The sequence below is a fragment of the Nocardia sp. FBN12 genome (assembly GCF_050320175.1).
Taxonomy (GTDB): Bacteria; Actinomycetota; Actinomycetes; order Mycobacteriales; family Mycobacteriaceae; genus Nocardia.
This window is the reverse complement of record NZ_CP190048.1, coordinates 3,496,102-3,521,730: the sequence shown is the minus strand read 5'-3', so window position 1 is coordinate 3,521,730 and position 25,629 is coordinate 3,496,102. Positions and strand designations below refer to the sequence as shown.

At 68.1% G+C, this 25,629-nt stretch carries 24 protein-coding genes; 22 read left to right on the top strand and 2 right to left on the bottom strand.

What is annotated here, in order from left to right:
- Window positions 1–92 precede the first annotated feature (92 nt).
- The 5 genes from yajC (at window position 93) to ACQHI0_RS16925 (ending at window position 5,774) form a co-directional block, all read left to right on the top strand.
- On the top strand, window positions 93–443 hold the full coding sequence (gene yajC / locus ACQHI0_RS16945; RefSeq protein WP_427908891.1) for a preprotein translocase subunit YajC: 351 nt from the start codon (window positions 93–95) through the stop codon (window positions 441–443).
- A 97-nt stretch (window positions 444–540) separates the two neighbouring features.
- Window positions 541–2,265 carry a protein translocase subunit SecD gene (secD, locus tag ACQHI0_RS16940; protein ID WP_427908890.1) on the top strand — a complete coding sequence of 575 codons (1,725 nt, stop codon included), beginning with the start codon at window positions 541–543 and terminating at the stop codon, window positions 2,263–2,265.
- Window positions 2,262–3,440 (top strand): protein translocase subunit SecF, encoded by a 1,179-nt coding sequence (secF, locus tag ACQHI0_RS16935; RefSeq protein WP_427908889.1) that lies wholly within the window; start codon window positions 2,262–2,264, stop codon window positions 3,438–3,440. Before secD ends, secF begins: the two co-directional genes overlap by 4 nt.
- Window positions 3,441–3,465: 25 nt before the next feature.
- On the top strand, window positions 3,466–5,178 hold the full coding sequence (locus ACQHI0_RS16930) for an ABC transporter substrate-binding protein (protein ID WP_427908888.1): 1,713 nt from the start codon (window positions 3,466–3,468) through the stop codon (window positions 5,176–5,178).
- A 23-nt stretch (window positions 5,179–5,201) separates the two neighbouring features.
- Window positions 5,202–5,774: an adenine phosphoribosyltransferase gene (locus ACQHI0_RS16925; protein ID WP_427908887.1), complete on the top strand. Its 573-nt coding sequence runs from the start codon at window positions 5,202–5,204 to the stop codon at window positions 5,772–5,774.
- A 1-nt stretch (window position 5,775) separates the two neighbouring features.
- On the opposite strand, the gene ACQHI0_RS16920 is transcribed toward ACQHI0_RS16925, so the two are convergent.
- Window positions 5,776–6,384 carry a GNAT family N-acetyltransferase gene (locus ACQHI0_RS16920; protein WP_427908886.1) on the bottom strand — a complete coding sequence of 203 codons (609 nt, stop codon included), beginning with the start codon at window positions 6,382–6,384 and terminating at the stop codon, window positions 5,776–5,778.
- A 233-nt stretch (window positions 6,385–6,617) separates the two neighbouring features.
- Between ACQHI0_RS16920 and ACQHI0_RS16915 the strand changes: the two genes are divergently transcribed.
- On the top strand, window positions 6,618–8,288 hold the full coding sequence (locus tag ACQHI0_RS16915) for an ABC-F family ATP-binding cassette domain-containing protein (protein WP_427908885.1): 1,671 nt from the start codon (window positions 6,618–6,620) through the stop codon (window positions 8,286–8,288).
- On the opposite strand, the gene ACQHI0_RS16910 is transcribed toward ACQHI0_RS16915, so the two are convergent.
- Window positions 8,206–8,553, bottom strand: a complete 348-nt coding sequence (locus ACQHI0_RS16910; RefSeq protein ID WP_427908884.1) for a nuclear transport factor 2 family protein — start codon at window positions 8,551–8,553, stop codon at window positions 8,206–8,208. The genes ACQHI0_RS16915 and ACQHI0_RS16910 overlap by 83 nt on opposite strands.
- Before the next feature lies 1 nt (window position 8,554).
- On the opposite strand from ACQHI0_RS16910, the gene ACQHI0_RS16905 reads away from it, so the two are divergent.
- From ACQHI0_RS16905 to ACQHI0_RS16830, 16 genes are all read left to right on the top strand, one after another.
- The gene (locus ACQHI0_RS16905) at window positions 8,555–8,989 is read left to right on the top strand and encodes a winged helix-turn-helix transcriptional regulator (RefSeq protein WP_427908883.1); all 435 of its coding nucleotides are present in this window, start codon (window positions 8,555–8,557) and stop codon (window positions 8,987–8,989) included.
- Window positions 8,990–9,085: 96 nt separating this feature from the next.
- A complete protein-coding gene (locus tag ACQHI0_RS16900) occupies window positions 9,086–10,033 on the top strand; it encodes a hypothetical protein (RefSeq protein WP_427908882.1) in 948 nt (315 codons plus the stop codon).
- A gap of 25 nt (window positions 10,034–10,058) precedes the next feature.
- Entirely contained in the window at window positions 10,059–11,384 is a 1,326-nt protein-coding gene (locus ACQHI0_RS16895; RefSeq protein WP_427908881.1) for an adenylosuccinate synthetase, read from the top strand.
- 73 nt (window positions 11,385–11,457) lie between these two features.
- Complete coding sequence (locus ACQHI0_RS16890; RefSeq protein WP_427908880.1) at window positions 11,458–12,087, top strand: NUDIX domain-containing protein; 630 nt, start codon at window positions 11,458–11,460, stop codon at window positions 12,085–12,087.
- Window positions 12,088–12,321: 234 nt separating this feature from the next.
- Entirely contained in the window at window positions 12,322–13,338 is a 1,017-nt protein-coding gene (locus ACQHI0_RS16885; RefSeq protein ID WP_427908879.1) for an alkaline phosphatase family protein, read from the top strand.
- 311 nt (window positions 13,339–13,649) lie between these two features.
- Window positions 13,650–16,022 (top strand): RelA/SpoT family protein, encoded by a 2,373-nt coding sequence (locus ACQHI0_RS16880; protein ID WP_427908878.1) that lies wholly within the window; start codon window positions 13,650–13,652, stop codon window positions 16,020–16,022.
- Window positions 16,023–16,218: 196 nt separating this feature from the next.
- Window positions 16,219–17,868 carry a cutinase family protein gene (locus ACQHI0_RS16875; protein ID WP_427908877.1) on the top strand — a complete coding sequence of 550 codons (1,650 nt, stop codon included), beginning with the start codon at window positions 16,219–16,221 and terminating at the stop codon, window positions 17,866–17,868.
- Window positions 17,869–17,920: 52 nt separating this feature from the next.
- Entirely contained in the window at window positions 17,921–19,069 is a 1,149-nt protein-coding gene (locus ACQHI0_RS16870; RefSeq protein WP_427908876.1) for a hypothetical protein, read from the top strand.
- A gap of 9 nt (window positions 19,070–19,078) precedes the next feature.
- Window positions 19,079–19,933 (top strand): MinD/ParA family ATP-binding protein, encoded by an 855-nt coding sequence (locus ACQHI0_RS16865; RefSeq protein ID WP_379293129.1) that lies wholly within the window; start codon window positions 19,079–19,081, stop codon window positions 19,931–19,933.
- Entirely contained in the window at window positions 19,930–20,571 is a 642-nt protein-coding gene (locus ACQHI0_RS16860; protein ID WP_427908875.1) for a hypothetical protein, read from the top strand. The genes ACQHI0_RS16865 and ACQHI0_RS16860 overlap by 4 nt, the downstream gene beginning before the upstream one ends.
- 94 nt (window positions 20,572–20,665) lie before the next feature.
- Entirely contained in the window at window positions 20,666–20,959 is a 294-nt protein-coding gene (locus ACQHI0_RS16855) for a hypothetical protein (RefSeq protein WP_056815437.1), read from the top strand.
- 8 nt (window positions 20,960–20,967) lie between these two features.
- Window positions 20,968–21,213, top strand: a complete 246-nt coding sequence (locus tag ACQHI0_RS16850; RefSeq protein ID WP_427908874.1) for a hypothetical protein — start codon at window positions 20,968–20,970, stop codon at window positions 21,211–21,213.
- Entirely contained in the window at window positions 21,210–21,815 is a 606-nt protein-coding gene (locus tag ACQHI0_RS16845) for a hypothetical protein (RefSeq protein WP_427908873.1), read from the top strand. The genes ACQHI0_RS16850 and ACQHI0_RS16845 overlap by 4 nt, the downstream gene beginning before the upstream one ends.
- The gene (locus ACQHI0_RS16840; protein WP_427908872.1) at window positions 21,812–22,627 is read left to right on the top strand and encodes a hypothetical protein; all 816 of its coding nucleotides are present in this window, start codon (window positions 21,812–21,814) and stop codon (window positions 22,625–22,627) included. Before ACQHI0_RS16845 ends, ACQHI0_RS16840 begins: the two co-directional genes overlap by 4 nt.
- Window positions 22,628–22,683: 56 nt before the next feature.
- The gene (locus tag ACQHI0_RS16835; RefSeq protein ID WP_427909189.1) at window positions 22,684–24,132 is read left to right on the top strand and encodes a hypothetical protein; all 1,449 of its coding nucleotides are present in this window, start codon (window positions 22,684–22,686) and stop codon (window positions 24,130–24,132) included.
- Entirely contained in the window at window positions 24,129–25,625 is a 1,497-nt protein-coding gene (locus tag ACQHI0_RS16830) for an SCO6880 family protein (RefSeq protein ID WP_301901530.1), read from the top strand. Before ACQHI0_RS16835 ends, ACQHI0_RS16830 begins: the two co-directional genes overlap by 4 nt.
- The last annotated feature ends 4 nt before the right edge of the window (window positions 25,626–25,629 follow it).

Genomic DNA, 25,629 nt, shown 5'->3' with positions numbered 1-25,629 from the left:
GCGTCGGTGTCCGGTGTGTCGCCGCGGCGGGGAACTGGCAGACTGTCAGGCGTACTTGCACGTCCACCACTGACTAGGGACTGACTTCGACGATGGACTTCCTGTTTCCGCTGCTGATCCTGGCCCTGCTCGTGCCGATGTTCTTCGGTATCCGCAAACAGAAGCGGGAGGCCGAGAAGGTCTCGACGATGCAGGAGGCCTTGAAGGTCGGTGACGCTGTCGTCACCACCTCGGGTCTGTACGGCACCGTCGTCGACCTCGACGAGAACACTGTCGACCTGGAGATCGCCGAAGATGTGGTCACCACCTGGCTGCGCCAGGCGATCCGCGAGGTGCGCGCCGACGAGCAGACGGTCGAACAGACCCCCGAGGTCACCGACGCCACCGACGCCCCCGTCGAGGAAGTCGTGGAGCAGACCGAGACCCGGCTGACCAAGGACTGACCAGTCCCTTTTCCCGCCCGGGCGCACTGGCGTTCCGGGCCGGGCACCGTTGTGCCCACCGATCCAGCCTCGACTTCCGCCTAGGAGATGACCTGCTGTGCCACCTTCCCAAGGATCGGCGCATCCGTTCCGGCTGCTCGGCGTCTACGCCGCGCTGCTGGCCGTGATCTACGCGCTGGTGTTCTTCACCGGTGACCATTCCCCGTCGGCCAAGCTCGGCATCGACCTGCAGGGCGGTACCCGCGTCACCTTGACCGCGCGTACCCCCGACGGCAACAAGCCGAGCCAGGAGAGCCTGAAGAAGGCGCAGGAGATCATCGACAGCCGTGTCAACGGTCTCGGTGTTCTCGGCTCCGAGGTGGTCATCGACGGTGACAACCTGGTCATCACGGTGCCCGGCGAGGACAGCCAGCAGGCACGCGCGCTGGCCACCACCGCCAAGCTCTACATCCGTCCGGTGCTCTTCGCGACCCAGCCGCAGGCAGGCGGCGCGGCTCCGCCCGCGACCGGCACCGCGCCGCCGGGCGGCACCGCGCCCACGGGGGCCACCGACACCCCGGCGCCGGTGCCCGGCGAAGCGACCCCGCCCGCCGAGGGCGTGACCCCGCCCGCCGAGGGGGCGACGACCCCGGCGCCGCAGTCGCGCGTGTTCCCCGCGCAGGCACCGCCGACCCCGACGCCGACTCCGGCGCCCGGTGGTCTCACCTACCAGCAGCAGCAGGCCAAGGAGATCGCCGACGCCAAGGCATTGCGGCAGAGCACCGATCAGCAGGTGCAGCAGGTCGCCATGGCGGCGATGGACTGCACCAAGCCAGATCCGCTGGCCGGTAACGACGACCCGACCCTGCCGCTGGTCACCTGCTCGCAGGACGGCACCGAGGTGTTCCTGCTCGGCCCGAGCCGCATCGATGGCCAGGAGATCGCCGACGCGACCTCCGGCCTGAACTCGCAGCAGGCCCGGCACGAGGTGAATCTCGAGTTCAAATCCGGCGGCGCCGACGCCTGGTCGAAGCTGACCGGTGAGTACGTCAACAAGCGGGTCGCGTTCGTGCTCGACTCGAAGGTCGTCAGCGCGCCGCAGGTGCAGCAGGGTCCGCAGCTGGGTGGTCGCACCTCGATCTCGGGCAGCTTCACCGCCGACAGCGCGTCCGAGCTGGCCAACACCCTGAAGTACGGCTCGCTGCCGCTGTCGTTCCAGACTTCGGAAGCGGAGACGGTCTCGGCGACGCTGGGTCTTTCCTCGCTGAAGGCGGGTCTGCTCGCCGGCGCGATCGGCCTGATCGCGGTGCTGCTGTACTGCCTGCTGGTGTACCGGATGCTGGGCCTGCTGGCCGGATTCTCGCTGATCGCGGCCGGTGTCGCCGTGTACGGCATCATCGTGCTGCTCGGGCGGTGGATCGGCTTCACCCTCGACCTCGCCGGTATCGCCGGTCTGATCATCGGTATCGGTCTGACGGCCGACTCGTTCGTGGTGTTCTTCGAACGCATCAAGGACGAGATGCGGGAAGGCCGCAGCTTCCGCTCGGCGGTGCCGCGCGGTTGGCAGCGCGCCCAGCGCACCAACCTGTCCGGTAAGACGGTCAGCTTGATCGCCTCGGTCGTGCTGTACCTGCTCGCCGCCGGTCAGGTGAAGGGCTTCGCCTTCACCCTCGGTGTCACCACTGTCCTCGACGTGATCGTGCTGTACCTGGTCACCGCACCGCTGCTGATGCTCGCCGCGCGCTCGCCGTTCTGGGCGAAGCCGTCGGTGAACGGACTCGGCTCGGTTCAGCAGATCGCCAGGGAACGCGGCCAGGCCAGGTCGAAGGAGATGTCACGATGAGTAACGACAACCCCACCGAGGAATCGGTGAACCTGGACAAGTACGAGTCCGTACAGGGCCCGAAGCACGGGTTCTTCGAACGTCTCTACACCGGCACCGGCGGCTTCCCGATCGTCAGCAGGCGCAAGTTCTTCTACACCCTGTCTGCGGTGCTGCTGCTGGTCTCGCTGCTCAGTATCGCGGTGCGCGGTTTCACCCTCGGTATCGACTTCGAGGGTGGCTCGCGCATCCAGATCCCCGCGGCCGAGGGCGTCAGCACCCAGCAGGTGGAAGACGTCTACGCCCAAGCGCTCGGCCACGGGCCGGTCGCGGTGCAGAAGGTCGGGTCGGGTGCCTCGGCCACCATCCAGGTGCGTTCGGAAACCCTGAATCTGGAACAGATCGAACAGGTCCAGACCGCGCTCTACGATGAATTCCAGCCCAAGGACTCGTCCGGGCAGGTGACCCGCAACGCCATCAGCATCGCCGAGATCAGCGAGACCTGGGGTGGCGAGATCACCCAGAAGGCGTTGATCGCGCTGGCGGTGTTCGTGTTGTTGACGATGGTGTACATCGCCATCCGATTCGAACGGGACATGTCCATCGCGGCGATCGTGTCGCTGTTCTTCAACCTGTTCGTGACGGCGGGTATCTACTCGCTGGTCGGGTTCGAGGTGACACCGGCCGCGGTGATCGGTCTGCTCACGATTCTGGGTTACGTGCTCTACGACAACGTGGTGGTCTTCGACAAGGTCGAGGAGAACACCCGCGGCGTGCTGCACCTGAACAAACGCACTTACGCCGAACAGGCCAACCTGGCCGCCAACCAGACGCTCATGCGCTCGATCAGCACCACCGTCATCGGCATCCTGCCGATCATCGGCATGCTGGTGATCGCGGTGTGGCTGCTCGGGGTCGGCACGCTCAAGGACCTCGCGCTGGTGCAGCTGGTCGGCATGATCGTCGGTGCCTACTCCTCGATCTTCCTCGCCGTTCCGGTGCTGGTCTCGATCAAGGAACGCTGGGGTCCGGTGGCCGCGCACACCAAGAAGGTCCTGGACAAGCGTGCGGGAGTCGGTGTGGGCGCTCGGGTTCCGGTGGGCGCGACGGCTGCCCGTGGTCCGCGACCGACCGACAGCGGTGCGCCGCGGCCCGGTTCGCGGCCGAGCGGGAAGCGTCAGAAGAGAAGGCACTGACGACCGACTAGCAGGGGGTCCCATCATGCGACGCAGCACGATTCGACTGATCACCGTGCTCGCCACGGCGGCGGTGACCACCTCCGTGGTGGCCGGGTGCTCCACCAAGAACCAGGTGCCTTCCATCGGTTACGCGGTCGACGCCGCGGTGGCCAGCTACAACGGCGCGAGCACGCTCGGCGCCAGTAGCGGTGCGGCCGCGGTGTTCGGCCGGGTACTGACCGGGTTCTTCTACACCGGACCCGACGGTCAGCAGGTGGCCGACACCGACGTCGGCACGGCCAAGGAGGTGCCGGGCGAGACCCAGACGGTGCAGTACCGGCTCAACCCGGACGGGGTGTACTCCGACGGGGTGAAGACCTCCTGCGACGATCTGGTGCTGGCGTGGTCGGCGCGCTCGGGCAAGTACACCCGGCCCGGCGACCGCGGGCCGGTCTCGATGTTCGACGCCGCGAGCACTGTGGGCTACGACGAGATCGAGCGGATCGACTGTCAGCCGGGCTCCAAGGACGCCACTGTGGTCTTCCGGCCGGGCAAGCACTACCTGCCGTGGCGGACGCTGTTCACCGCGGCCGAGATGATGCCCGCGCATGTGGTGGCGCAGGCGGTCGGTGTGCCGAACGTGGTGAACGCCTTGCAAACCGGCGACGGACAGGTGATCGGCCGGATCGCCGACTTCTGGAACACCGGCTGGACGGTGAAGTCCGGGGCGCTCGACCTGACGAAGTTCCCGTCATCGGGGCCGTATCGGATCGAATCCTTCAGCGCGAAGGACGGTTTGGTGCTGGTCGCCAACGAGAAGTGGTGGGGTGACGCGCCCGAGACGAAGCGGATCGTGGTGTGGCCGAAGGGCACCGACTTCGCCGCCAAGGCCGCGGAGAACGCGCTCGGGGTCGTCGATCTCGGGGCCGGGTCGGTCGCGGATCTGAAGCTCGACGGTTTCGACGAGCAGACGGTGCCGAGCCGCAGCGCCGAACAGCTCGTGCTCGCCACCGGTGGAGTGTTCTCGCGGGTGGAGGTGCGCCGGGCGTTCGCGCAGTGTGTGCCGCGCCAGGCGCTGTTCGACAGCCTGGGGAAGGCGGGCGAGCCCGCGAAGCACGGGCTCGGTGCGGGTGTGCTGAATGCCCATGTGGTGCAGCAGGATTCGCTGTACTACCCGGCGGTGACCGGCGGAGCCGAGCGGTATCCCGGCGCCGATATTCCGGCGGCCACCGCGACCCTGGCGTCCTCGGGCACGGCGCAGCCGACAGTGCGGATCGGGTACCAGGGGCCGGATGCGCGCCGGGCGCAGACCGTGGCGATGATCGCCGAATCCTGCCGTGGAGCGGGCATTACGGTGGTCGACGCGGGTGCGCCCGACTTCACGCCGGTGAAGCTCGGGGAGGGTGCGGTCGACGCGATACTCGGCGGAACCGGCGCGGTGCCGGGGCCGGCGGGGTCGAGCGCGGGTGTTGTCGCGTTCGCCGCGTTGCGGGCCGGTAGCGGACTCGATTTCGGTGGCTTTGCTAACGGTCGCTACGATGCGATCACCGATCAGCTTGCGGGCGAGACGAACTCGACCGCGACGCTGAACCTGCTCACCGAGGCCGAGAACCTGCTGTGGGCGCAGCTGCCGAGCATTCCGTTGTTCGCGACGCCGCGCATCATCGCCTTCGGCAACGGCATGCAGAACGGGATCGCCGGGCCGACCCAGGCCGGGACCGGGTGGAACATGGATCGCTGGGTGTTGCAGCGATGAGTGCACGTGATGAAAGAGGGTTGATGAGTAAGCACGCGGTGGTCGAGTCCGACGATCAGGCCAGTGAGCGCACCGCCGAGGCGGCGGACGCGGTCACCCGGCTGACCCGTTGGCACGACGACTTCCCCACGCCGGGTGTGCGTTTCGCCGATCTCACCCCGGTCTTCGCCGACGCCGCCGGGTTCCGCGCGGTGATCGACTGCTTCGCCGCGCTCGCGCCCGAGGCTGATCTCGTGGCCGGTGTCGACGCCCGCGGCTTCCTGCTCGGAGCCGGTGTCGCGGCGGCCCTCGGCACCGGCGTGCTCGCCATCCGCAAGGGTGGCAAGCTCCCGCCGCCGGTCGTCTCGCGCGAGTACAAGCTCGAATACGGTTCCGCCGCACTGGAAATCCCCGCCAACGGTGTGGAGCTCGAAGGCAAGCGCATCCTGCTGCTCGACGACGTCCTCGCCACCGGTGGCACCCTCGCCGCCGCCGCCGCGCTGTTCAAAGAGGTCGGCGCCGAGGTGGTCGCCGCCGCCGTGGTGCTGGAACTCGAGTTCCTGAAGGGCCGCGAGCACCAGGGTGACTACCCGGTGACCTCGATCGTCAAGCTCTGACTCAGCGCGCTGCCCGCAACATCTGCCACAGTGTCGGTCCGCCCGGGATCTGCAGTTCGCCGGTCACGACGAAGCCGAACCGCTCGTAGTACGGGACGTTGACCGGGTTGCTGGATTCCAGGTAGGCGGCTGCGTGATCGGCGTCGACGCGGTCGAGTCTGCTGTGGAGCAGGGCGTGCCCGTAGCCCTTGCCCCGGACATCGGGAGCCGAGCCGCGCATCGCCAGGTACCAGTGTGGTTCGGCCGGATGGTTCTTCTTGAGCAGGTCGCCGACCTGTTTGCCGGCCAGGGTGCGGCGGCCGAGCGCGCGCCAGATCCCCGGCAGTGTGCGCAGTTCGGTCAGCGGCGACGGGTCCGGATGGTTCGGCGGGGTCCACAGGGCGGCACCGCCGACACTGTCGTCCGGGCGCAGTGCGAGGTCGGCGGCGCCGGCCGGGAAGAAGATATGGCGCGCCACCGTGGCGAAGAACCGGGGCAGGCCGGCGGCTCGGCGGTCCGGGTCCGGCAGGATCCAGCTCATCACCGGGTCGTGCTGGAACGCCGCGGCCAGCGTCTGGGCTGCCCCGTCGACGTCGCGCCCGGCGGCCTTGCGCACCACGATCGTCGCCATCGCACTCCTTCGGTCCGGTTCGCCCGCGAGATGGCGACTCGCGTCCAGGCTAGCGTTTTCATGACGGGGGTCACAGGAGGACAAAAAGGGGTGGCGCGTCGGGGCGGCTCGGTGTTATCAATGAAGGGTCTTGTTCCCGGCGATCGGAGTCACGCGTTGATTTCTTGAGGTAGCGCTCTCGGACGGTCCGCATTCTGCGCACCGTGTTTCCGTCGCACCTCAAGGGGATCCGCATGACCTCTCTTTCTTTTTCCGATCTCACTTTTCACTGGCCGGATGGCACCGCTGTTTTCGACGGGCTCGATGCTGTCGTCGGTCCCGGTCAGATCGGTCTCGTCGGCAGCAACGGCGCCGGGAAATCGACGCTGTTGCGGCTGGTCGCCGGTGAACTGAAGCCGGTGCGTGGGTCGATCTCCGTGCCGGGCAGTCTCGGTTATCTCCGGCAGGACCTAGGCATGCAGACCGGACAGCGAGTCGACGCGGTGCTCGGTATCGCCGAGGTACGCAACGCGCTGCACCGCATCGAAAGTGGCACCGGCGAGCCCGCTGACTTCGACACCGTCGGCATGTCCTGGCAGGTCGAGGACGAGGCTGTCGCACTGCTCGGCAAGCTCGGGCTCGACTATGTCGCCGGTTCGGTCGAGGACCTGGACCGCACCCTGGACACCCTCTCCGGTGGCGAAACCGTGCTGCTCGGCCTGGTCGCCGAGCTCCTGCGCGAACCCGACGTGCTGTTGCTCGACGAACCGACCAACAACCTCGACGCGGTCGCTCGCGGGCGGCTCTACGAGGTGATCCGGCAGTTCGCCGGCACCGTGATCGTGGTCAGCCACGATCGCGAACTGCTCGACCGGATGGACGGCATCGCCGAACTGCGCGCGGGTGAAATCCGTTCCTTCGGTGGTGGTTTCAGCGACTACGAGCGGATCATCGAGGCGGAGCAGGAGGCGGCGCGCGCGGCCGTGCGTGATGCGCGCAGCGATGTGCGCAAGCAGGCGCGCGAACTCGTCGACGCGCGAACGAAACTGGACCGGCGGGCGCGCTTCGCGCAGAAGATGCAGGACAACAAACGGGTGCCGAAAATCGTTGCGGGACTGCGTAAGAACGCCGCCGAGGTGTCGGCGGGCAAACTGCGCAACTCCCACATCGACAAACTCGACTCCGCCCGCGAAACTCTCGACCACGCCGAGGAATCGGTGCGCGCGGACCGGGAGATCCGGGTCGAGCTCCCCGGCACGCGGCTGTATCCGGGCCAGGATGTGCTCGATCTGCAGCAGGTCGAGCTGGCCAACGGGCCGGTGGTCGACCTGCGCGTGAGCGGACCCGAACGGATCGCGTTGACCGGCCGCAACGGGGCGGGCAAAACCACCCTGCTGCGCCGGATCGTCGCCGAGGAGCCCAAGGTGTCGTGGCGGTTGCTCCCGCAGCGACTCGATGTCTTCGACGAAACGCGGACGGTGTTCGAGAACGTCGCCGCTGCCGCGCCACACGCGACACCCGAACAGATCCGTGGCCAGCTGGCCCGCTTCCTGTTCCGTGGCACCGACGCCGACATCACCGCCGCCGCCCTCTCCGGCGGAGAACGATTGCGCGCCGCCCTGGCCACGCTATTGCTCGCCGAACCGGCTCCCCGGCTACTGATGCTCGACGAACCCACCAACAACCTCGACCTCCCCAGCCTGGCCCACCTCACCCAGGCGCTGGCGAGTTTCGAGGGTGCGCTGATCGTGGTGAGCCACGACGAGCGCTTCCTCGACGACATCGGCGTCACCCGCAGGCTGGAGCTGACCCCCGACGGCTTGGTCGAAGACGGCCTGGCGCCTACCGCCCAGCACGTGCGGCCCGGAGCACCGCGCCCGGATGCCGGAGCAGATTCGGGCCCAGCCACACCGCCACCGCGGTGAGCGCGAGCCAGGGCCGCAGATGGGGGCGCAACCGCCGGATGCGACCGTCGGGATCGAGGTCGAGCACCATCGCCTCGGTCATCCGAAAAGGGCCGAATCTGGCTTCGCCCAACAGGACTCGGGTGTCGCCGGTGCCGAGGGTGTCGGTCCACCGCAGATCGCTGACTGCTCGATAGACGAGGGTGAGCAGCGGGGCGAGGTCGGTTCGGCCACGGAAGACGAGCCGACCCGACACCGGTGAGAGGAGTTCGGCATCGTCGGTCAAGGTGCCGAGCAAAGTATTCCTCGGCATCACCCGCTTCGAGGATCTGCGTCGCGACCTCGGTATCGCGTCCAACGTGCTGACCGACCGGCTGCGCACGCTGCGCGACCACGAGATCGTGGAAAGCTGCGTGTACCAGGAGAATCCGACCCGCACCGAGTATGTACTCACTGATCGTGGTCGCGATCTCTATCCGATCCTGACCATGCTGCTGGCCTGGGGTGATCGCTGGCTGGCCGGTGATGAAGGGGTGCCGCTGTTGGTGGTCCACCGCGACTGTGGTCGGGTGACCGAGGGTGTGGTCGTCTGCAAGGAGTGTGCCACCCCGCTTGCCTCGGACAACGTCACGTGGCATCCGGGTCCCGGCGGTAGGCCTGGTCCCGGCGTCGGCCTCGTCGCTACGCGCTTGACGCCACTGTCGGACGGCCGTTGCCCCTGACGGGTGCGCCCAGGGTGAATCTGCCCGGGCGCCTTGACGATCGTTGTTTTGGTTGGATAGACTAAAACAACGATAACGCGAGAGGGAGTGGTTCGGATGGGGTACGGGAGCTGGGACGACACCGCCTACCGGGCGGGGAAGACCTTTCGGGCGCGGCAGGGGGTGGACGATTTCGGGTACACGGCCGAGATGCGGGCCAAGCCGTATGACACGTGGTGCGCGCATCCGTTGCTGGATCCGTTCGGGGTCGGTAAGCGGGAGTGCCGGGATTCGGCCGAGCACGGGAATTCGCTGCCGGTGGCCGTGCTGTTCGATGTGACCGGGTCGATGGGGCGGGTGCCGCGGATCATGCAGGACAAGCTCGGGAAACTGCACGGGCTGTTGAAGAACAAGGGATATGCCCAGGATCCGCAGATCCTGTTCGGCGCGATCGGTGATGCCGATACCGATCGGGTGCCGCTGCAGGTCGGGCAGTTCGAATCCGACAATCGGATGGACGAACAGCTGCGGGCGATTCTGCTCGAAGGTGGCGGCGGTGGTCAGAAGTCCGAAAGTTACGAACTGGCTGCCGATTTCATGGCCGAGCATGTGGCGACGGATGCCTGGGACAAGCGCGGAAAGAAAGGGTATCTGTTCCTGATCGGCGACGAGTTGAACAAACCTCGCCTGGCCGCGCGGCACATCAGGGCGGTGGTCGGTGATCATGTGCGGCGCGATGTGTCGGTCGAGTCGATCTATCGCGAACTCGAGCGGCGGTGGCACGTGTACTACATTCTGCCGAATCAGTCCTCCTACTACCGGGATCCGGAAATCGCCGAGCACTGGCGGGAACTGCTGGGGCAGAACTTCCTGAAACTCGACGACCCAGGCGCGGTCTGCGAACTCATCGCGCTGACCATCGGATTGGGGGAGGACCGCGTGGATCTCGATACCGGGCTGGCCGATTTGCGCGATGTCGGGTCGGGTGACGAGGCGGACGCGGTCGGGCGGGCGCTCGGTTCGAAGCCAGGGCGGACCATGCGCGCCTTGCCGCCCGGTCGTTGAGATCGAAAGAGCAAGGAGCACTGCGATGTTCGGTGCGGATCACCTCATCGTTGTCGATCTGGGATTCGGTGACGCGGGCAAAGGCGCGACGGTCGACTGGTTGTGTTCGGCCGAGGCCGATCTCGGGGTGGCGGCCGTCGTGCGGTTCAACGGCGGTGCGCAGGCGGCGCACAATGTCGTGGCCGACGGTCGCCACCACACCTTCGCGCAGTTCGGATCGGGGACCTTCTCCGGGGTCTCGACCCTGCTGTCGCGGCACATGCTGGTCGAGCCGATCGCGCTCGCCGCCGAATCCGAACAGCTGGCCGGGCTCGGCGTTCGGGACCCGCTCGGACTGCTCGCCGTCGACGGGCGCGCCCTGCTGACCACCCCGATCCACATCGCCGCGAACCGTGCCCGCGAGGACGCGAGGGGTTCTTCGCGGCACGGTTCCTGCGGACGTGGCATCGGCGAAACAGCGTGGTACGCACTCGAACACGACGCACCGACGGTGGCTGACTGCCGCGCGCCCGCCGTGTTACGTGCCAAGCTGGATCGGCTTGCCGCGCACTACGACAGTCTCGTCGGGCCCAGCGCGCACGGCTACGAATCGATCGACACACTGGTGGCGATGTACGGCGATTTCGCGCGCGCCGTGCGTGTCACCGGCGCGGACGAACTCGCGAGGTCGGCACGCGCGGGGCGATTGGTGTTCGAAGGTGCGCAGGGCGTGCTGCTCGACGAGTGGCGTGGCCTGCACCCGCACACCACCTGGTCGACAGTCGAGCCGCGCAACGCACGCGCCATGATCCGCGAAATCGGGGGAACCGCAGCCGTTCTGGGCGTCACCCGCACCTATTCGACCCGGCACGGCGCCGGTCCGCTACCGACCGAGGCGCCGCTCCGAATTCCCGAGCCGCACAACGGAACCGGGCAGTATCAGGGCGCGTTCCGGCAAGGGCACATGGATCCGATCCTGTTGCGCTACGCCATCGACGTATGTGGCGGGATCGACGGGTTGGTCGTGAACCACCTCGACGTGCCCGCAACGCTGTGTGCCGCACAGGCATACGACACGCCCGCGGGAAGGCTGACCGAGCTCGTTCCCGGCCGGTGGCGTGATCTCGAGCACCAGCAGCGACTGACCGAGCGACTCGCCGACGCGACACCGGTTCTCGTGCCGATAGACGACGACCCGGCGACGTGGCTGGCCGAGCGGTTGCTGGTGCCGGTGGTGCTGACCGGCCACGGTCCGGATCGGCGCGACCGCAGACCCTGGCCGAATCGCGATGCGTCCACTGGGCGTCCCGAACGGACGCGAAGGCCCGGTGAACTCGTCGAGGAGGGAACAATCGGGGCGTCCGTATCGTGAACCACGGTACCGGTCAGTGACCGACGCACTGCGCTCGAGACAGTGCACGGCGCTCGAGGCAGGATGGGACGACGTGGAGCAATCCGTTGTGTCGATCGATGTGGTGACATTGCGGTGCTGGGATGCCGACAACGGCGTTCGCATCGGCATCGCACCCCGCGAATTCGAGCCGTTCACCGGCGAACTCGCGCTACCCGGTGTGCTGCTGGGCCGCGGCGAACGTCTCGTCGACGCCGCCAGACGGGCCGTCCACACCAAACTCGGGATACCGGCCGAGGTGATCGGCGCTGTCGGTCAGCTCGTCACCTTCGATGAACCGCATCGCGACCCGCGCGGCCCGACCCTGGCCATCGCGATGTGGGCCGTGGTCGCCGAACACGAGGGGCCCGCCGAGTGGGTGGGCTTCGACGAGGTCCCGCCGCTGGCGTTCGACCACAATCGGATCGTCGAGACCAGCCGTGGTTTGCTGGCCGGGCTGCTCTGGAAGGACGCGACGCTCACCCGAGCACTGGCGGGCGACGAGTTCCCGGCCACCCGCGCGGTCGACCTCAGTACGTCCCTCAACGGCGCCCGCCCGGACCCGGCCAACCTCAACCGCACGCTCGCCGCGATTCCCGGCCTCGGCCGGACCGGTGAACGTCGCCGGGTGAAGGCCACCGGACGGCCGGCCGTGGTGTGGGCGTTCGGCATCGACGAGGACTGAGCAGCGCACGGAGTTCCGACTCTGCTCGATGCCGCCATCGGTGAGATCGCCGGTAGGCAGCAGCATTTCGACGCGCGCGCCGAGGCGGCGAAAGGTGGATCGGAGTTCGCGGCTCGACCTGTGGTTCGCGGGTTGTTCAGCGAGGCGTCCGTTGCGTGCGGAGCCGATGAAACGTCGATGAACACCGTCGCGCCGGTCTCGCCGCAACGGCATGAATCCCTCATCGTGAGGGGTATGCGCGAGATGTCGGCTCCGGCGAAAGTGCTTGTCGCGCTGGTCACCGCGTTGGTGACGATTCCGCTGGTGGGGTCGGCCGCCGGGTCGGTGGCGGCGTTCGACGATGTAGGGGCGACGGTTGACGCGGCGGGGGAGTTCGGGACGCCGCGGCGTGGGGTCGGCGCGGTGGTGAACAAAGCCGTCGTCATCGGGATCGACGGGTTGATGTTCGACAAGGCCGACACAGTGCAGGCCCCGCGCTTGCGGCACCTCGCCGCGCAGGGGCTGCTGTCGCAAGGCAACATCGCCGGGCACATCACCATTTCCGGGCCGTCGTGGGCGAGCGCGCTGACCGGGGTGTGGGACACCGAGCACGGGATCACCGACAACGAATTCGACGCGAGCCCGTTCCTGGCGCACCCGAGCGTGTTCACCCGGATCGAACGGGCCGACCCCGCCCGGCACACGGTCTCCATCGGCACCTGGCACCAGATCGCGACGATCGCCGCCACCGGCGACCGTCGCGCCGACCTCGCCCTCACCACCGCACCGGTCGCCGACGACCCCGACGAGTCGGCCACCGATGCCGCCACCACCACCGAAGTGGTGTCCTCGATCGAGCGTTCCGGACCCGATCTGCTGTTCACCCACCTCGACCAGATCGACCTGGCAGGCCACCAGCACGGCGGTGCCTCCCGTGCCTACCTGGCCGCGATTCGCCGGGTGGACGCGTTGGTAGGCCAGATCGTCGCCGCGGTCGACCGCCGCGCGGAAGCCAACCCCCGCGAACAGTGGACCATCCTGGTCACCACCGACCACGGCCACCTCCCGACCGGCGGCCACGGCGGCCAGACCGCCGCCGAAACCGCCAACTTCGTCATCGCCCGCGGCCCCGATTTCACCCCGGGAACGGTGACCAGCGCCCACACCCTCGTGGACATCACCCCCACCGTTCTCGACCTCCTCGCCGCCCCGCCCGGCCGCCTCGACGGCCACAGCCTCCGCGCCCGACCAACCCACGCCGACGACCGCTGACCGGTTCGTCGCCCCCACGCACTCGTTCTCATCAGAGATCCCGCGACACGCGCCGGAACAGAACCGCCGATCACGCCAGGACCTGGGTAACTCGTCGGGGACGTCCAAAACCCGTTGAACACCTATCCGCGGGCCCGCGAACTCACTACGCTGCCCGGGAACGACCGGCAGAAACCGCGGAGAGGCGGATTAGCCGCAGGCCTGTGACCCCGGTGACTCGAACACCAGGTCGGTACGAGGACTAAAGTGAGGACCTGGGCGGTTGCCGCACTCGGCCGACAAGGTCCGAATGCAGCGTGAGAGGTGGTGGCATGACTCGACAACTGGGCGAGGCGAAGGTTGGGCAGGAATCCACCGGCGCCACGCCGAGCCAGGGTGCCTCGGCGACGCCCCCCGAAACCGCCAAGCAGTCTCCCACCGCCTCGGTGCCCAGCTCGGCGTCGCGGCGGGTGCGTGCGCGGCTCGCTCGGCGGATGACCGGGCAGCGCGGGATCGCGGCGGTCAAGCCGGTGCTCGAACCCCTCGCCACCGTCCACCGCGAGCTGTACCCGAAGGCCAACCTCGGCCTGCTCCAGCGCGCCTTCGATGTCGCCGACGAGCGCCACGCCAAGCAGTTCCGCAAGTCGGGTGACCCGTACATCACGCACCCCCTCGCGGTCGCCAACATCCTCGCCGAACTCGGTATGGACACAACGACCCTGGTCGCGGCGTTGCTGCACGACACCGTCGAGGACACCGGCTACTCGCTGGAGCAGCTCAAGGAAGAGTTCGGCCAGGAAGTCGCCCACCTCGTCGACGGCGTCACCAAGCTCGACAAGGTCAACCTGGGCGCGGCCGCCGAGGCCGAGACCATCCGCAAGATGATCATTGCCATGGCGCGCGACCCGCGTGTGCTGGTGATCAAGGTCGCCGACCGGTTGCACAACATGCGCACCATGCGTTTCCTGCCGCCGGAGAAACAAGCCAAGAAGGCCAAGGAGACCCTCGAGGTGATCGCGCCGCTGGCGCATCGCCTCGGCATGGCCACCGTCAAATGGGAGCTGGAGGACCTCGCCTTCGCGATCCTGCACCCCAAGAAATACGACGAGATCGTGCGCCTGGTCGCCGACCGGGCGCCCTCGCGTGACACCTACCTGGCGAAGGTGCGCGCGGAGATCACCAACACCCTGGCCGCGTCGCGGATCAACGCGATCGTCGAAGGCAGGCCCAAGCACTACTGGTCGATCTACCAGAAGATGATCGTCAAGGGCAAAGACTTCGACGACATCCATGACCTGGTCGGCATGCGCATCCTGTGCGAGGAAGTGCGTGACTGCTACGCCGCGGTCGGCGTCGTGCACTCGCTGTGGCAGCCGATGGCGGGCCGGTTCAAGGACTACATCGCCCAGCCGCGCTACGGCGTCTACCAATCACTGCACACCACGGTGGTCGGCCCCGACGGCAAGCCCCTCGAGGTGCAGATCCGCACCCAGGACATGCACCGGACGGCCGAGTTCGGCATCGCCGCGCACTGGCGGTACAAGGAGACCAAGGGCAAGCACTCCGGTGACGCCGCCGAAGTCGACGACATGGCATGGATGCGTCAGCTGCTCGACTGGCAGCGAGAGGCCGCCGATCCCGCCGAGTTCCTGGAATCCCTGCGCTTCGACCTGAAGTCGCCGGAGATCTTCGTGTTCACGCCCAAGGGCGATGTGATCACGCTGCCGCAGAAGTCCACCCCGGTCGACTTCGCGTACGCCGTGCACACCGAGGTCGGGCACAAGTGCATCGGCGCGCGGGTGAACGGGCGCCTCGTCGCGCTGGAACGGCAGCTGGAGAACGGCGAAGTCATCGAGGTGTTCACCTCCAAGGCGCAGAACGCGGGACCAAGCCGCGACTGGCAGAAGTTCGTGGTCTCCCCGCGCGCGAAAGCCAAGATTCGCCAGTGGTTTGCCAAGGAACGGCGCGAGGAAGCCCTCGAGAGCGGCAAGGAGCAGATCTCCAAGGAAGTCCGTCGCGTCGGGCTGCCGTTGCAGCGGTTGATGAGCGTCGAGGCGATGACCGCGGTCGCGCACGAGCTGCACTACAGCGACATCTCCACCCTCTACACCGCCGTCGGCGAGCACCAGGTGTCGGCGCATCACGTGGTGCAGCGGCTCATGGCCCAGCTCGGCGGCATCGGCGATGTCGAGAACGAGCTGGCCGAGCGGTCGACACCGTCGACCACGCCAGCCCGTCAACGGGTCACCGGTGATGCAGGCGTGCTCATCCCCGGTGCGCCGGGGACAGTCGCGAAGCTGGCCAAATGCTGCACACCGGTACCGGGCGACGAGATCATGGGCTTCGTGACCCGTGGTGGCGCGGTGAGCGTGCACCGCACCGACTGCACCAACGCCGATTCGCTGCAGGAGCAATCGGAGCGGATCATCGAGGTCGAATGGGCGCCGTCGCCCTCGTCGGTGTTCCTGGTCGCGATCCAGATCGAAGCACTCGACCGCACCCGATTGCTCTCCGATGTGACCAAGGTGCTGGCCGACGAGAAGGTCAATATCCTGTCCGCTTCGGTGGCCACCCACGGCGACCGCGTCGCGATCAGCAAGTTCACCTTCGAAATGGGCGACCCCAAGCATCTCGGTCACCTGCTCAATGTGGTGCGCAACGTCGAAGGTGTCTACGACGTGTACCGGGTGACCTCCGCCGCCTGATCTCGGTCAACGGCCCGGGCCTCCTCGCGAGGAGGCCCGGGCCGTTGACCGTGCAGGTGATCGCCGAGAGTTTGCTGGCTGCATGGGGTTTGCTGGGGGCAGTGAAAGGGCCGATTAGGGCAGCGGTTGGGTTACCCGGAATCTGTTACGGTTTAGTGCGTTTCAACGCTCCACTGGTCAGCGGAAACGGACTGTGATGCGGATCGATTTTGCTCGGTGCACGACACGACTGACGGGGACGCTCATCGCGTTCACCGTTGCTTCGCTGTCGGTTACGGCGGGGGTGGCCGGCGCGGAAGACGGTACACCCACCACGCCGTCGACGCAGGTAGCTATCGCGGCGTGTCCGGCGTTGTACGCCTTGGGGATTCAGGGGACGGGCGAGTCGTCACCCGACGCGGCGCCCAGCACCGACACCGGGATGCTGTCGACGGTGTTCCGCCCGATGCTGGCCGGTGCCGCCGACGCGGGACTCGTCGATCGCGCGTACGTGCCCTACGAGGCGGGTTTCGGCGGTGCGGTGCAGGGCGGCGCGGTGCCGTACACGGAATCGGTGGCGGGCGGTTTGGAGCGGCTTCGCTCGATGGCGACCCAGGTCGCTCAGCGATGCCCGGATACCCGAATCGCGGTCGTCGGGTATTCCCAAGGCGCCCACGTTGCCTCGCTGTTCGCCCAGGAGGTCGGCGCGGGCGCTGGCGTGTTGTCCGCGGACAAGGTCGCCGCGGTCGCGTTGTTCGCCGACCCGACCCGCGGCGAGAAGGCACCGCTGTTCCCCGGCGCGCCCGACCGGAGCGCACCACTCGCGGCTCCGGGCACCTCCGGCGCGGCACTGGCCGCCATCGGCGAGGTGCGCCAGGGCGTCGCCTCCGGCGGTGGCCTCGGACCGCAAAGCGACCAGACCGGCGACTTCGGCAAACTCACCGGTCGCGTCGCAAGCTTTTGTGCCACAGGCGATCTCGCGTGTGATGCTCCGCAAGGCGCGCCGATCGTGCGGGCGGTCACCAACCTCATGAGCCAGTCGAAACTCTCTGGTGGCGACCCGATCGGTTCGCTCACCTCGATCGCGCAGGCGCTGGCGTTCACCTCCATCAAAACCGCCACCGCGGTGGCCGAGGAGGACATCTCCGGCAGCACCCTCGCCGATGTGTCGCTCTCTCCGCAGAAGTCGATCTCGCAGCGACTGTCCGACGCCTCCGACCCGAGCAGCGAGCTCGACGTGAACGCCGCGTACCGAGCGCTGCTGAAGGTCGGCATGATCGGCCTGAACGCTGTCGCGACCGTGGTGAAGACGATGATCAATCCTGCCGCTATCAGCGAATTGGCCACGGCCACACTGTCGAATCCACTGGCCGGGCTGACGCTGCTCGGCACGAAACTGGCAGGCGCGGTCCCGCAACTCGTGCCGCCGACCACCGGGGTGCGACTGGTCAACGAGGCGTTCACCGCGGTCCAGCAGAACGTCACCGACAATGCCGAACTCCTCGATGTCACCACCTGGGTGCGTTACTGGCACACGATGCAGCGCCATGACGCCTACTCGCGCATGGGCGTCGGCGCCGGCGGTGCGACCCCGACGCAGTACGTCGGCGCGTGGTTCGCCGCGCTCGCCCGCGATGTGGCCGGTGTTTCGGAGAAGGGAACCGTACCGGTCGGCGGGTCCGACTCGCGTGGAATGGGAATATTCCAGAGCCCGACCGGCGCGTCTACGACAACCAAACCCTCCGGTGGGGGACAATTTCCGTTCGGGACAGGAGCCGATGGCGCCTCATCCGGCGGCGCGACGACTCCGCCTGCCGCGACACCCGTAACCACCGCACCCACCACCCGTCCGTTCTCTGTGAACTGATCACCGAGAGGTCTTCGATGCGAACTGTGCCCGGCGCCGTGGAAAGGGGGGAATGTTGAAGTCGTACAACGAATTGTCGCGCTGGTACTCGGCGCTGGAGCCCGAGACCGATGCCGGTGCCCCCGCGCGCCCGGACACCACCGACCCGGTGGCAGGCGACGACGACAGCATCGACCGATATCCGGACAGCCCCGACCCTGCGCCGATGCCGGATTCCGGCACGGTGGGGGAGCGTCTGCCGGAGCAGTTCGGTCTCGCCCTCGACGATCAGCCGACCGGCACCGGCGCCGCGCACGACAGGGGCCGAGAAGAGCAGCCGAAAGTTGTCGGCGACCAACACGGCTGGAACGTCGAGACGGCTTCGACAGTCGGCAGCAAGGACGGCTGGGACGCCGGGTCCCCGGCATCCGGATCCGCCGACTTCGGCGCCTCCGAGTACGAGAAGCGGCCGTACCCGGACGAGCCTGCTCCGACGCCCCTCGCGCAACTGGCCGGACGGCGTAGCGACTTCACCGGCGGCTGGTCAGATTGGGTCGCCGAGCCCGCGCCAGGGCCCGACGACGACTACGACGCCGAACTCGTCCAGTTCCCCTGGCGGGACGCCGACGCCGACGAATACGACGACGCCCGCGTGCTCGAACCTTCGGGCGCCCTGCGCGCGAACCGGAAACGCCAGCGCGCCTGGGTGGTCCTCGCGATCTCGGTTCTCGTGCTCGTCATCGCGGCGACCGGCGTGTTCTTCCTGCTGTTCGGCCGCGCCGACGGCAACACCGCCCGCGACACCGCCCCGCCGCTGCACTTCACCGCGGGCAACCTGACCGCCGACACCGCGGGCTCGTGCCCGACCGAACGCACCGAGATCGTGTTGCGCAGCGCCGAAGCGGGCGGCACCGACTCGGGTCCGGACGCCGTTCTTGCCTTCCAGTACGCCTACTACGTGACCAGATCGGGGGCGCAGGCCAGAGCGGTGGTCACTCCCGACGCCGACGTCTCGCCTGCCGCCGTGATCCAGCGCGGCATCGACACCATCCCGGTGGGGACCACCCACTGCGTGCGGATCACCACTGTCGCGGCGGACCGGTTCACGGTGGAGGTCACCGAGTTCCGGCCCGCGGGCGCACCGGCCACCTACACCAAGCAATCGGTGCGGACCGCGCTGGTCGGCGATCGCACGCTCATCACGGGCATCGCGGCAGGGTAAGGAGAGGCGATGACAGACGACTGGAGCCGATGGCTCGACGAGGCCCCCGAGGGGGGCCCGTCCGATGACCTTGCGCGTGATCCGGCTCCGGTGGTGCGGTTGCGGCGGCGCAACGGAGAACGACGTGACGGCACCCGCAGGCCGATCCTGGTGGTCGGCGGCTGCGGCGGTGCGGGCACCACGACGACCGCGCTCGGCCTGGCCGCCGAACTGGTCACCGCGGGTGCGACGACCGTGGCGGTCGACGCGACCGCCGCGGGCAGCGACATCGCCCTGCGCGGCGCCGACAAGCACCTGCACCCGGTGAACCTGCAGTCGTGGGTGTACGGCCGCGGCGACGACGAACCGGCACCACTGGAAGACTGCCTTTCCCGTTCGACCTCCGGTTTCGGACTGCTCTGGCGCGACGCCACCCCGCTGCGCCGCCGCGCGACATTCCTCACTGTCGCGCGTGCGCTCGACACCGGTGGGTACACGGCGGTGTACGACGGCGGCAACCCGATTGCCGGACGGCAACTGCGGCCACTGCTCGACGACGCCGATATTGCCCTTGTGCTCGCCATTCCGGCCCGCGTCGACGCCGCCAACCGGCTGCGGGTCACCCTGGAATGGCTCGACGACCACTACGGCGACGACGGCGCGGGCGTGGTCGCCGATACCACCATTGTTGTCTCGCACCAGTATTCGCACGACGACTCGCGCGTTGCGGAGCATTTGCGCGAACACCTGTCCGGCTGGGTGCGTGAGGTCGTCGAGATCCCCTACGACCCGCATCTCGCGCGCGGGGAACTCGTTCGCCATGCCGAACTGGCCGAGACGACACGTTCGGCGTATGCGAGCTTGCTCGCGGGGGTGGCATCATGACGGCAGCCATGAATCTTCGTCGTCGTCGTGAACCGGACGCCCCCGCCGGTGTAGTCGCGCCGCCAGAATCGCTGCGCGCCAAGATCTGGGAGCGCCCGGTGCCGGGGGTGGGCCGGGCGCCGCTGGTGTGGTTGCTCGGCGTGCACGGTGGCGCGGGCGCGACCACGCTGTCGCACGTGCTCGCCCCCGCCGCCGACGCGCGCGGGCGCTGGCCCGGTGTGTTCGATCGCGAATCCCCCTATGTCGTCCTGGTCGCCAGGGAAACGATCTCCGGACTCACCCGCGCGCACGATCTGCTGCGCCAGCACCACGCGGGGCTCGCGGGTCCGGCGCTGGTGCTCGGCCTGATCACCGTGGCCGCGCGCCCCGGCCGGATGGCACCGGAGATCCGGCGGTACCGGGAGGTGGTCGGCTCGCTGGCCGGGCACGTCTGGCAGGTGCCGTGGTTCGAGGAATGGACTCTGGTGGAGTCCGATGTGCTTCCGGTGTGGTCGCCGGGCGACGAGGTGGCGGTCAAGAAGCGCCGCCCCGACCCGCTCGACGAAGTGCCGGTCGAAATCGGTGACCTCGGTACCGAGGTGGTCGCCGCGATTCGCACGAGTCTCGGCGCACCCGCGTCGGGCGAGGGTCGATCATGAACGCCGGGCGGTTCGCCGGTCGGTGGTGTACAAACGTGTGTCGTCGTCGAAGTGTTTGTGGCACAACACCTTTACTGTGGGAGAAAGGCACCCGATGAGCATGCTCCTCCTCGCCGTGCAGGACACGTACGGCACCGTGCTGGCCCAGGTCGGTAACCCGACCCCGGAGGCTCCTCCCGGCTCGGAGAAGATCCTGCAGCTGGTGCGTTACCTGACCTGGTTCGTGCTGCTGTCGGGCATCTGCGGCATCACCTACGCGGGCGGCAAGTTCGCGTGGGAGCGCTGGACCGGTGGTGGTCTCGAGTCGCCGAAGATGGTGGCCGGCGCGATGATCGGTGGCGTCGTGGCGACCAGCGCAGGCACGATCATGAGTGCGGTCATCGGTTAGTGATCACCATGCTCGCCTACAAACAGATCCCGGCCGATGTCTTGGCGCCGCTGATGCAGTTGCTCAACTGGCTGCTCTGGTTCGTCCTGCTGTCGTGCCTGGCCTGGATGATCCTGTCGGCGGGTCGATTGTGGATCGCGTTCCGCAGCGACCTGGCGGTCAACGACGCCTCGCACGGCGTCCTGATGAGTTTGATCGGTGCCTCGGTCGCCAGTACCGCGTCCGCGATCGCGCTGGCTTTCCTGCCGGCATGAATTCCACAGTGAAACGACCGGTTGCGGTCGGTATCGCGTTGCTCGCCGCAGCCGTCGGCTGCGGTGGCGGCGATACCGGCCCCGAGCTGGCAGCCGCCCCGACCGGGGTGGGCTGGCAGGACTATCAGGGCATCTCCCTGCCGCACACCGATCAGGGCCCGAAAACGGTGAGCCAGGGCGCCGCGACGGGTTTCGAGCATTCCCCGCGCGGGGCCGGGCTGGCGGCACTGACCCACACCATCCGGTTGTCGGTGGCACCGGACAATCAGTGGGCCCAGGTGGTGAACGCCGAACTCGTCCCGGGACCGGCGCGCGACGAGTGGGCGATCAACCGAGTACAGCTCTCGATCACCGGACCCGCCACGGCGGAGTACGCGCCGAAATTGTTGGGTTACAAAATTACCGAATATCGTGACGAGGCAACGACAGTCGACGTCTACACCGAATACTCCGACCGGTCACGGGCGGTGAACCACACCACGGTGAGCTGGTACGGCGGAGACTGGCGACTGCAGTTACCCGATCCGAGCTCGCTCGACCGGCCGGTCGACCCGATCGGCGAACTACCGCAAGACATCGTGACATTGGAGGCACCACAGTGAGCGAGAAGGAGCCGGGCACGCGCGACCGCGCGTCCTTCGGCATGATCGCCTCCGGTGCCCTGCTCGCGCTGATCATGGTCGTCGGCGCCGTCGTGTACTTCACTCGCGACGGCGACAGCCCGGTCGACAACGCGCCACCGCCCGCCCAGGCCGCGGGTGGAACGGGTTTCGCCGAACCCGATGTCGACCTGCTCGGCAGGCGGGTGGACATCCCGAACAACCCGGCGGGTCAGCCGCTGGCCCAGGAACCGGGTACGCAACGTACCGCCGCGGACCCGGATTGGCTGACCGGCGCGCCGGAGGGCACCACGAAACCGCATGGCTGGCAGCGTGTCTACGGCGCGTCGGTGCCGTTCTCCACCTCCGACGGGCCGTCGCGGATCGAAGACGGACTCGCCGTCGGCTACGCGCGCACCCCGCAGGGCGCCGCGCTGGCCGCCGCGCAGATCACCTACCGGCTCAACGCCCGCCCGGGCGACCGCGACCTGTACGTGACGCAATTGCGGGTCAGCACAGCCCAATTGGCCGCCTACGACTCCGCCCTGTCGGGTGACAGGCTGCCTGCGCAGCAGCCGAAGAAGGTGACCCAGTACTTCGTGGCCTCCGACGCGTTCAAGATCGACGACTTCGCCGACGACCTGGCGATCGTGCGGCTGGCATCGCGCGGCCCGGTGATCGACGGCAAGCAGCTCTATGCCGCCATCCGGTTGATCGTGGTATGGGACGCCGGTGACTGGCGGCTCAAACCGTCGACGACAGCAAATACCCAGACCGAGTACGTGGAATCGCTGGCGGGGTGGACGACATGGTGATCGAGGTACAGCACAGCCCGGATCGATTCCGCGCGGACCATCGAGGGGTGCCAACAATGCTGAGGCGGATCGTCACCATCTTCGCGGTGATCTTCACCGTCATGCTCGCGACGCCGACGGTCGCGATGGGTCAGACCTACGGTTTCGACGAGGCGTGCAACGAACTGCACGACACCCTCGACAGCGTCGCCATCCCGGGCGTCTCGCTCGGTGACGCGGCCTCGGCGGTCTGTAAGGCAGGCAATGCCGGCTCCCATCCCGACCAGGCGGCCACCGCCATCAAGGACAAGGCGTGGGATTCCACCTTCGGCAAGGTGGTCGACTCGCTGATGAAGGGCCTCGGTGAGGCGCTGATCCTGGCGTTGACCTTCTGGATGAAGGTGCCCAACGAGGCGGTGAGCGACTCGGGCGCACTGTTCACCAAGATCAACGACTACACCTATCAGATCCAGATATTGCTGTTGATCGCCTCGGTGATCATCACCGGCGGCAGATTGGCCGAAGCCAGACGTGGGGCGGCCGTGAGCGAGGCCGCCGAATCGTTCCGCCTGTTCGCCAGAGTGGTGTTCAGTTCGTGGATGCTCGGCGCGGTGATCGTGGCAGGCACACGGGCCTCGGACAAGTTCTCCGAGTGGATCATCACCGACGCCACCGGCGGCAATGCCAAGAACATGGCCGAGTTGATGGTGAAAACGTCGAAATTGCAGGCCTTTTCGCCGGGCCTCGTGCTGATCATCGCCATCGTCGGCCTGCTCGGCGCGCTCGCCCAGATCGTGCTGGCCATCGTCCGGCAGGGTCTGCTTGTGGTCGCCGCGGGTGTGTTGCCGCTGGCTGCCGCCGCGTCGGCGACCGGGACCGGTAAGCAGTCGTATCAGAAACTGGTCGGCTGGATCATCGCGTTCATGCTGTTCAAACCGGTGGCCGCGATCGTGTACATGATCGCGTTCACCACGGCGGGACACGTCGACGAGACCACCGAGTCCGGCGGGTTGCCCAGCGGTGAGGACGCGCAGCGGATGTTGGTCGCGCTGGTGCTGCTGTGCAGCGTGGCGTTCGTGCTGCCGGCGCTGATGCGCTTGGTCGCCCCCGCGGTCGCCACCGTCGGCACCGGCGGTTCGGGTCTGATGGTGGCCGGTGGTGCGGCGGTCGGCGCGATGGCGCTGGGTGCGATCGGTACCAAGGCCGTGGCCTCCCGGCCCGCGGCGGCGCCCGGTACGGCGGGCTACTTCGGTAGTGGCGGTGCGGGTCAGCGGCCACCCGGGCCCGGCGGCAACGGCGGTGGCGGTGGCGGCGCGGCGCGACCGACACCACCACCACGTGGGGGTGGTTCCGCGCCACCGGCGACCACCAGTTCGGGCTCGGTGCCCGCGGGGGCACGCAATGTGGCGGCCGCGCGGACCGCGGCCAACACCACCGCGCGCGCGGACCAATCGATGGGCGACGTCGCCGGTGACCGCTGGGCGAATCGTTCACCCGACCTCGGCAGGAGCACGATTCCGCGATGACCACCTCGGCGACCGACACCTACGAGCGCCGCTCGTACGGGCTGTGGCAGAAACCGCGCAGCGCGGGCCTTTTCGGCCTGCGCTGGGAAGAGACCGTGATCGGTTTCGTCGTGGTGATCACGGCACTGATCTGCGCGATGGTCGGTGGATTCAAATGGGGCTTCATCGTCGGCGGGCTCGGCGCGCTGGTGATGGTGCCCCTGGTGTGGCGGACGGGGGGCCGCTCGGGCTATGAGACGGGACTGATGATGTTCAACTGGAGGCGCTCGCGCAACAACGGCGAGCACGTGTATCGCGGTGGCCGGTTCTCCCGGATCCCCGGCGGTGTCACGAAACTGCCGGGGCTGCTCGCGCCGTCGAAGCTCTACGAAGGCATCGACGCCGGTGGCTATCACTTCGGGATGATCCATCTACCCGCGTTCGCGCAGTACACCGTGGTGTTGCGGGCCTGGCCGCAGGGGCACGAGGCGGTGGACCAGCCGGTGATCGATCGCTGGGTCGCGGCCTGGGGCACCTTTCTCGCCTCGGTCGGGCAGACCAGCGACATCGTCGCGGTGGTGCCGGTGATCGACACGGTGCCCGAGACCGGAAACCGTTTGCTCAACGAGGTTTCCACGATCACCCGCCCCGAAGCTCCCGAGCTGGCCCAGCAGGTGATGTACGAGCTGGCCACCGAATTGCCGCAGGAGCGTGTGCAATTGCTGCCACGGGTGGCGATCACGTTCAAGGCTACGACCGCCGAGCGCCGCAAGAACCCGGCCGAGGAAGCGGTGGAGATCGGGCGCAGGCTGCCCGGTATCTGCGCCGCGCTGGCCGAGGCGGGCGTGCGGGCGCAGCCGATGTCGGCGGAGGAGGTCATCTCCTTCATCCGCCGCAGCTACGACCCGGCCTCGCAGGCCGACCTCGAGGTGGCCGCGGCCGACCCCGGCGGGCACGGTCTCGGGTGGGACGACGCGGGTCCGGTGTCCTACGACGAGAAATGGGATCACCTGATCCACGACGGTGGCCGCTCGGTGACCTGGGAGATGGACGCGGCGCCCGAGGGCGCGGTGGACGAGCGGGTCCTGCAGCGACTGCTCGCGCCCAATCCCGAAGTGCCACGCAAACGCATCGCGATCGTCTACCGGCCGCACTCGGCCGCCGATGCCGCCGAGATCGTCGACGACGACTTCAAGAACGCGCTCGTCGCGCAGCAGAGCGAACGCGGCGTGGTGTCGGCGGCGGCGACGCTGCGGGTCGGCGCCACCCAGCAGGCGCGTGAGGAACAGGCACGCGGACACGGTGTCACCCGGTTCGGCGCGCTGGTCACCATCACCGAACCGCTACGCGGTGACCTGCCCCGGATCGAGGCCATCACCCGTGACCTCTCCACGCAGGCCCGGCTCAAGATCCGGCGCTGCTACCGGTACCAGTCCGCGGCGTTCGCGGCCTCGCTCGGTTGCGGCGTGATCCTGCCCGAACACGCGACCATTCCGAAGGCATTGGCGGGGTGAGGCG

Coding starts and splice junctions, on each gene's coding strand:
- ACQHI0_RS16900 (WP_427908882.1), top strand. CDS start 9,086: ATGGGGTACGGGAGCTGGGACGACACCGCCTACCGGGCGGGGAAGACC.
- ACQHI0_RS16830 (WP_301901530.1), top strand. CDS start 24,129: ATGACCACCTCGGCGACCGACACCTACGAGCGCCGCTCGTACGGGCTG.
- ACQHI0_RS16855 (WP_056815437.1), top strand. CDS start 20,666: ATGAGCATGCTCCTCCTCGCCGTGCAGGACACGTACGGCACCGTGCTG.
- ACQHI0_RS16930 (WP_427908888.1), top strand. CDS start 3,466: ATGCGACGCAGCACGATTCGACTGATCACCGTGCTCGCCACGGCGGCG.
- secF (WP_427908889.1), top strand. CDS start 2,262: ATGAGTAACGACAACCCCACCGAGGAATCGGTGAACCTGGACAAGTAC.
- ACQHI0_RS16885 (WP_427908879.1), top strand. CDS start 12,322: ATGCGCGAGATGTCGGCTCCGGCGAAAGTGCTTGTCGCGCTGGTCACC.
- ACQHI0_RS16850 (WP_427908874.1), top strand. CDS start 20,968: ATGCTCGCCTACAAACAGATCCCGGCCGATGTCTTGGCGCCGCTGATG.
- yajC (WP_427908891.1), top strand. CDS start 93: ATGGACTTCCTGTTTCCGCTGCTGATCCTGGCCCTGCTCGTGCCGATG.
- ACQHI0_RS16835 (WP_427909189.1), top strand. CDS start 22,684: ATGCTGAGGCGGATCGTCACCATCTTCGCGGTGATCTTCACCGTCATG.
- ACQHI0_RS16845 (WP_427908873.1), top strand. CDS start 21,210: ATGAATTCCACAGTGAAACGACCGGTTGCGGTCGGTATCGCGTTGCTC.
- ACQHI0_RS16920 (WP_427908886.1), bottom strand. CDS start 6,384: ATGGCGACGATCGTGGTGCGCAAGGCCGCCGGGCGCGACGTCGACGGG.
- ACQHI0_RS16875 (WP_427908877.1), top strand. CDS start 16,219: ATGCGGATCGATTTTGCTCGGTGCACGACACGACTGACGGGGACGCTC.
- ACQHI0_RS16895 (WP_427908881.1), top strand. CDS start 10,059: ATGTTCGGTGCGGATCACCTCATCGTTGTCGATCTGGGATTCGGTGAC.
- ACQHI0_RS16880 (WP_427908878.1), top strand. CDS start 13,650: ATGACTCGACAACTGGGCGAGGCGAAGGTTGGGCAGGAATCCACCGGC.
- ACQHI0_RS16925 (WP_427908887.1), top strand. CDS start 5,202: ATGAGTAAGCACGCGGTGGTCGAGTCCGACGATCAGGCCAGTGAGCGC.
- ACQHI0_RS16915 (WP_427908885.1), top strand. CDS start 6,618: ATGACCTCTCTTTCTTTTTCCGATCTCACTTTTCACTGGCCGGATGGC.
- ACQHI0_RS16865 (WP_379293129.1), top strand. CDS start 19,079: ATGACAGACGACTGGAGCCGATGGCTCGACGAGGCCCCCGAGGGGGGC.
- ACQHI0_RS16870 (WP_427908876.1), top strand. CDS start 17,921: ATGTTGAAGTCGTACAACGAATTGTCGCGCTGGTACTCGGCGCTGGAG.
- ACQHI0_RS16860 (WP_427908875.1), top strand. CDS start 19,930: ATGACGGCAGCCATGAATCTTCGTCGTCGTCGTGAACCGGACGCCCCC.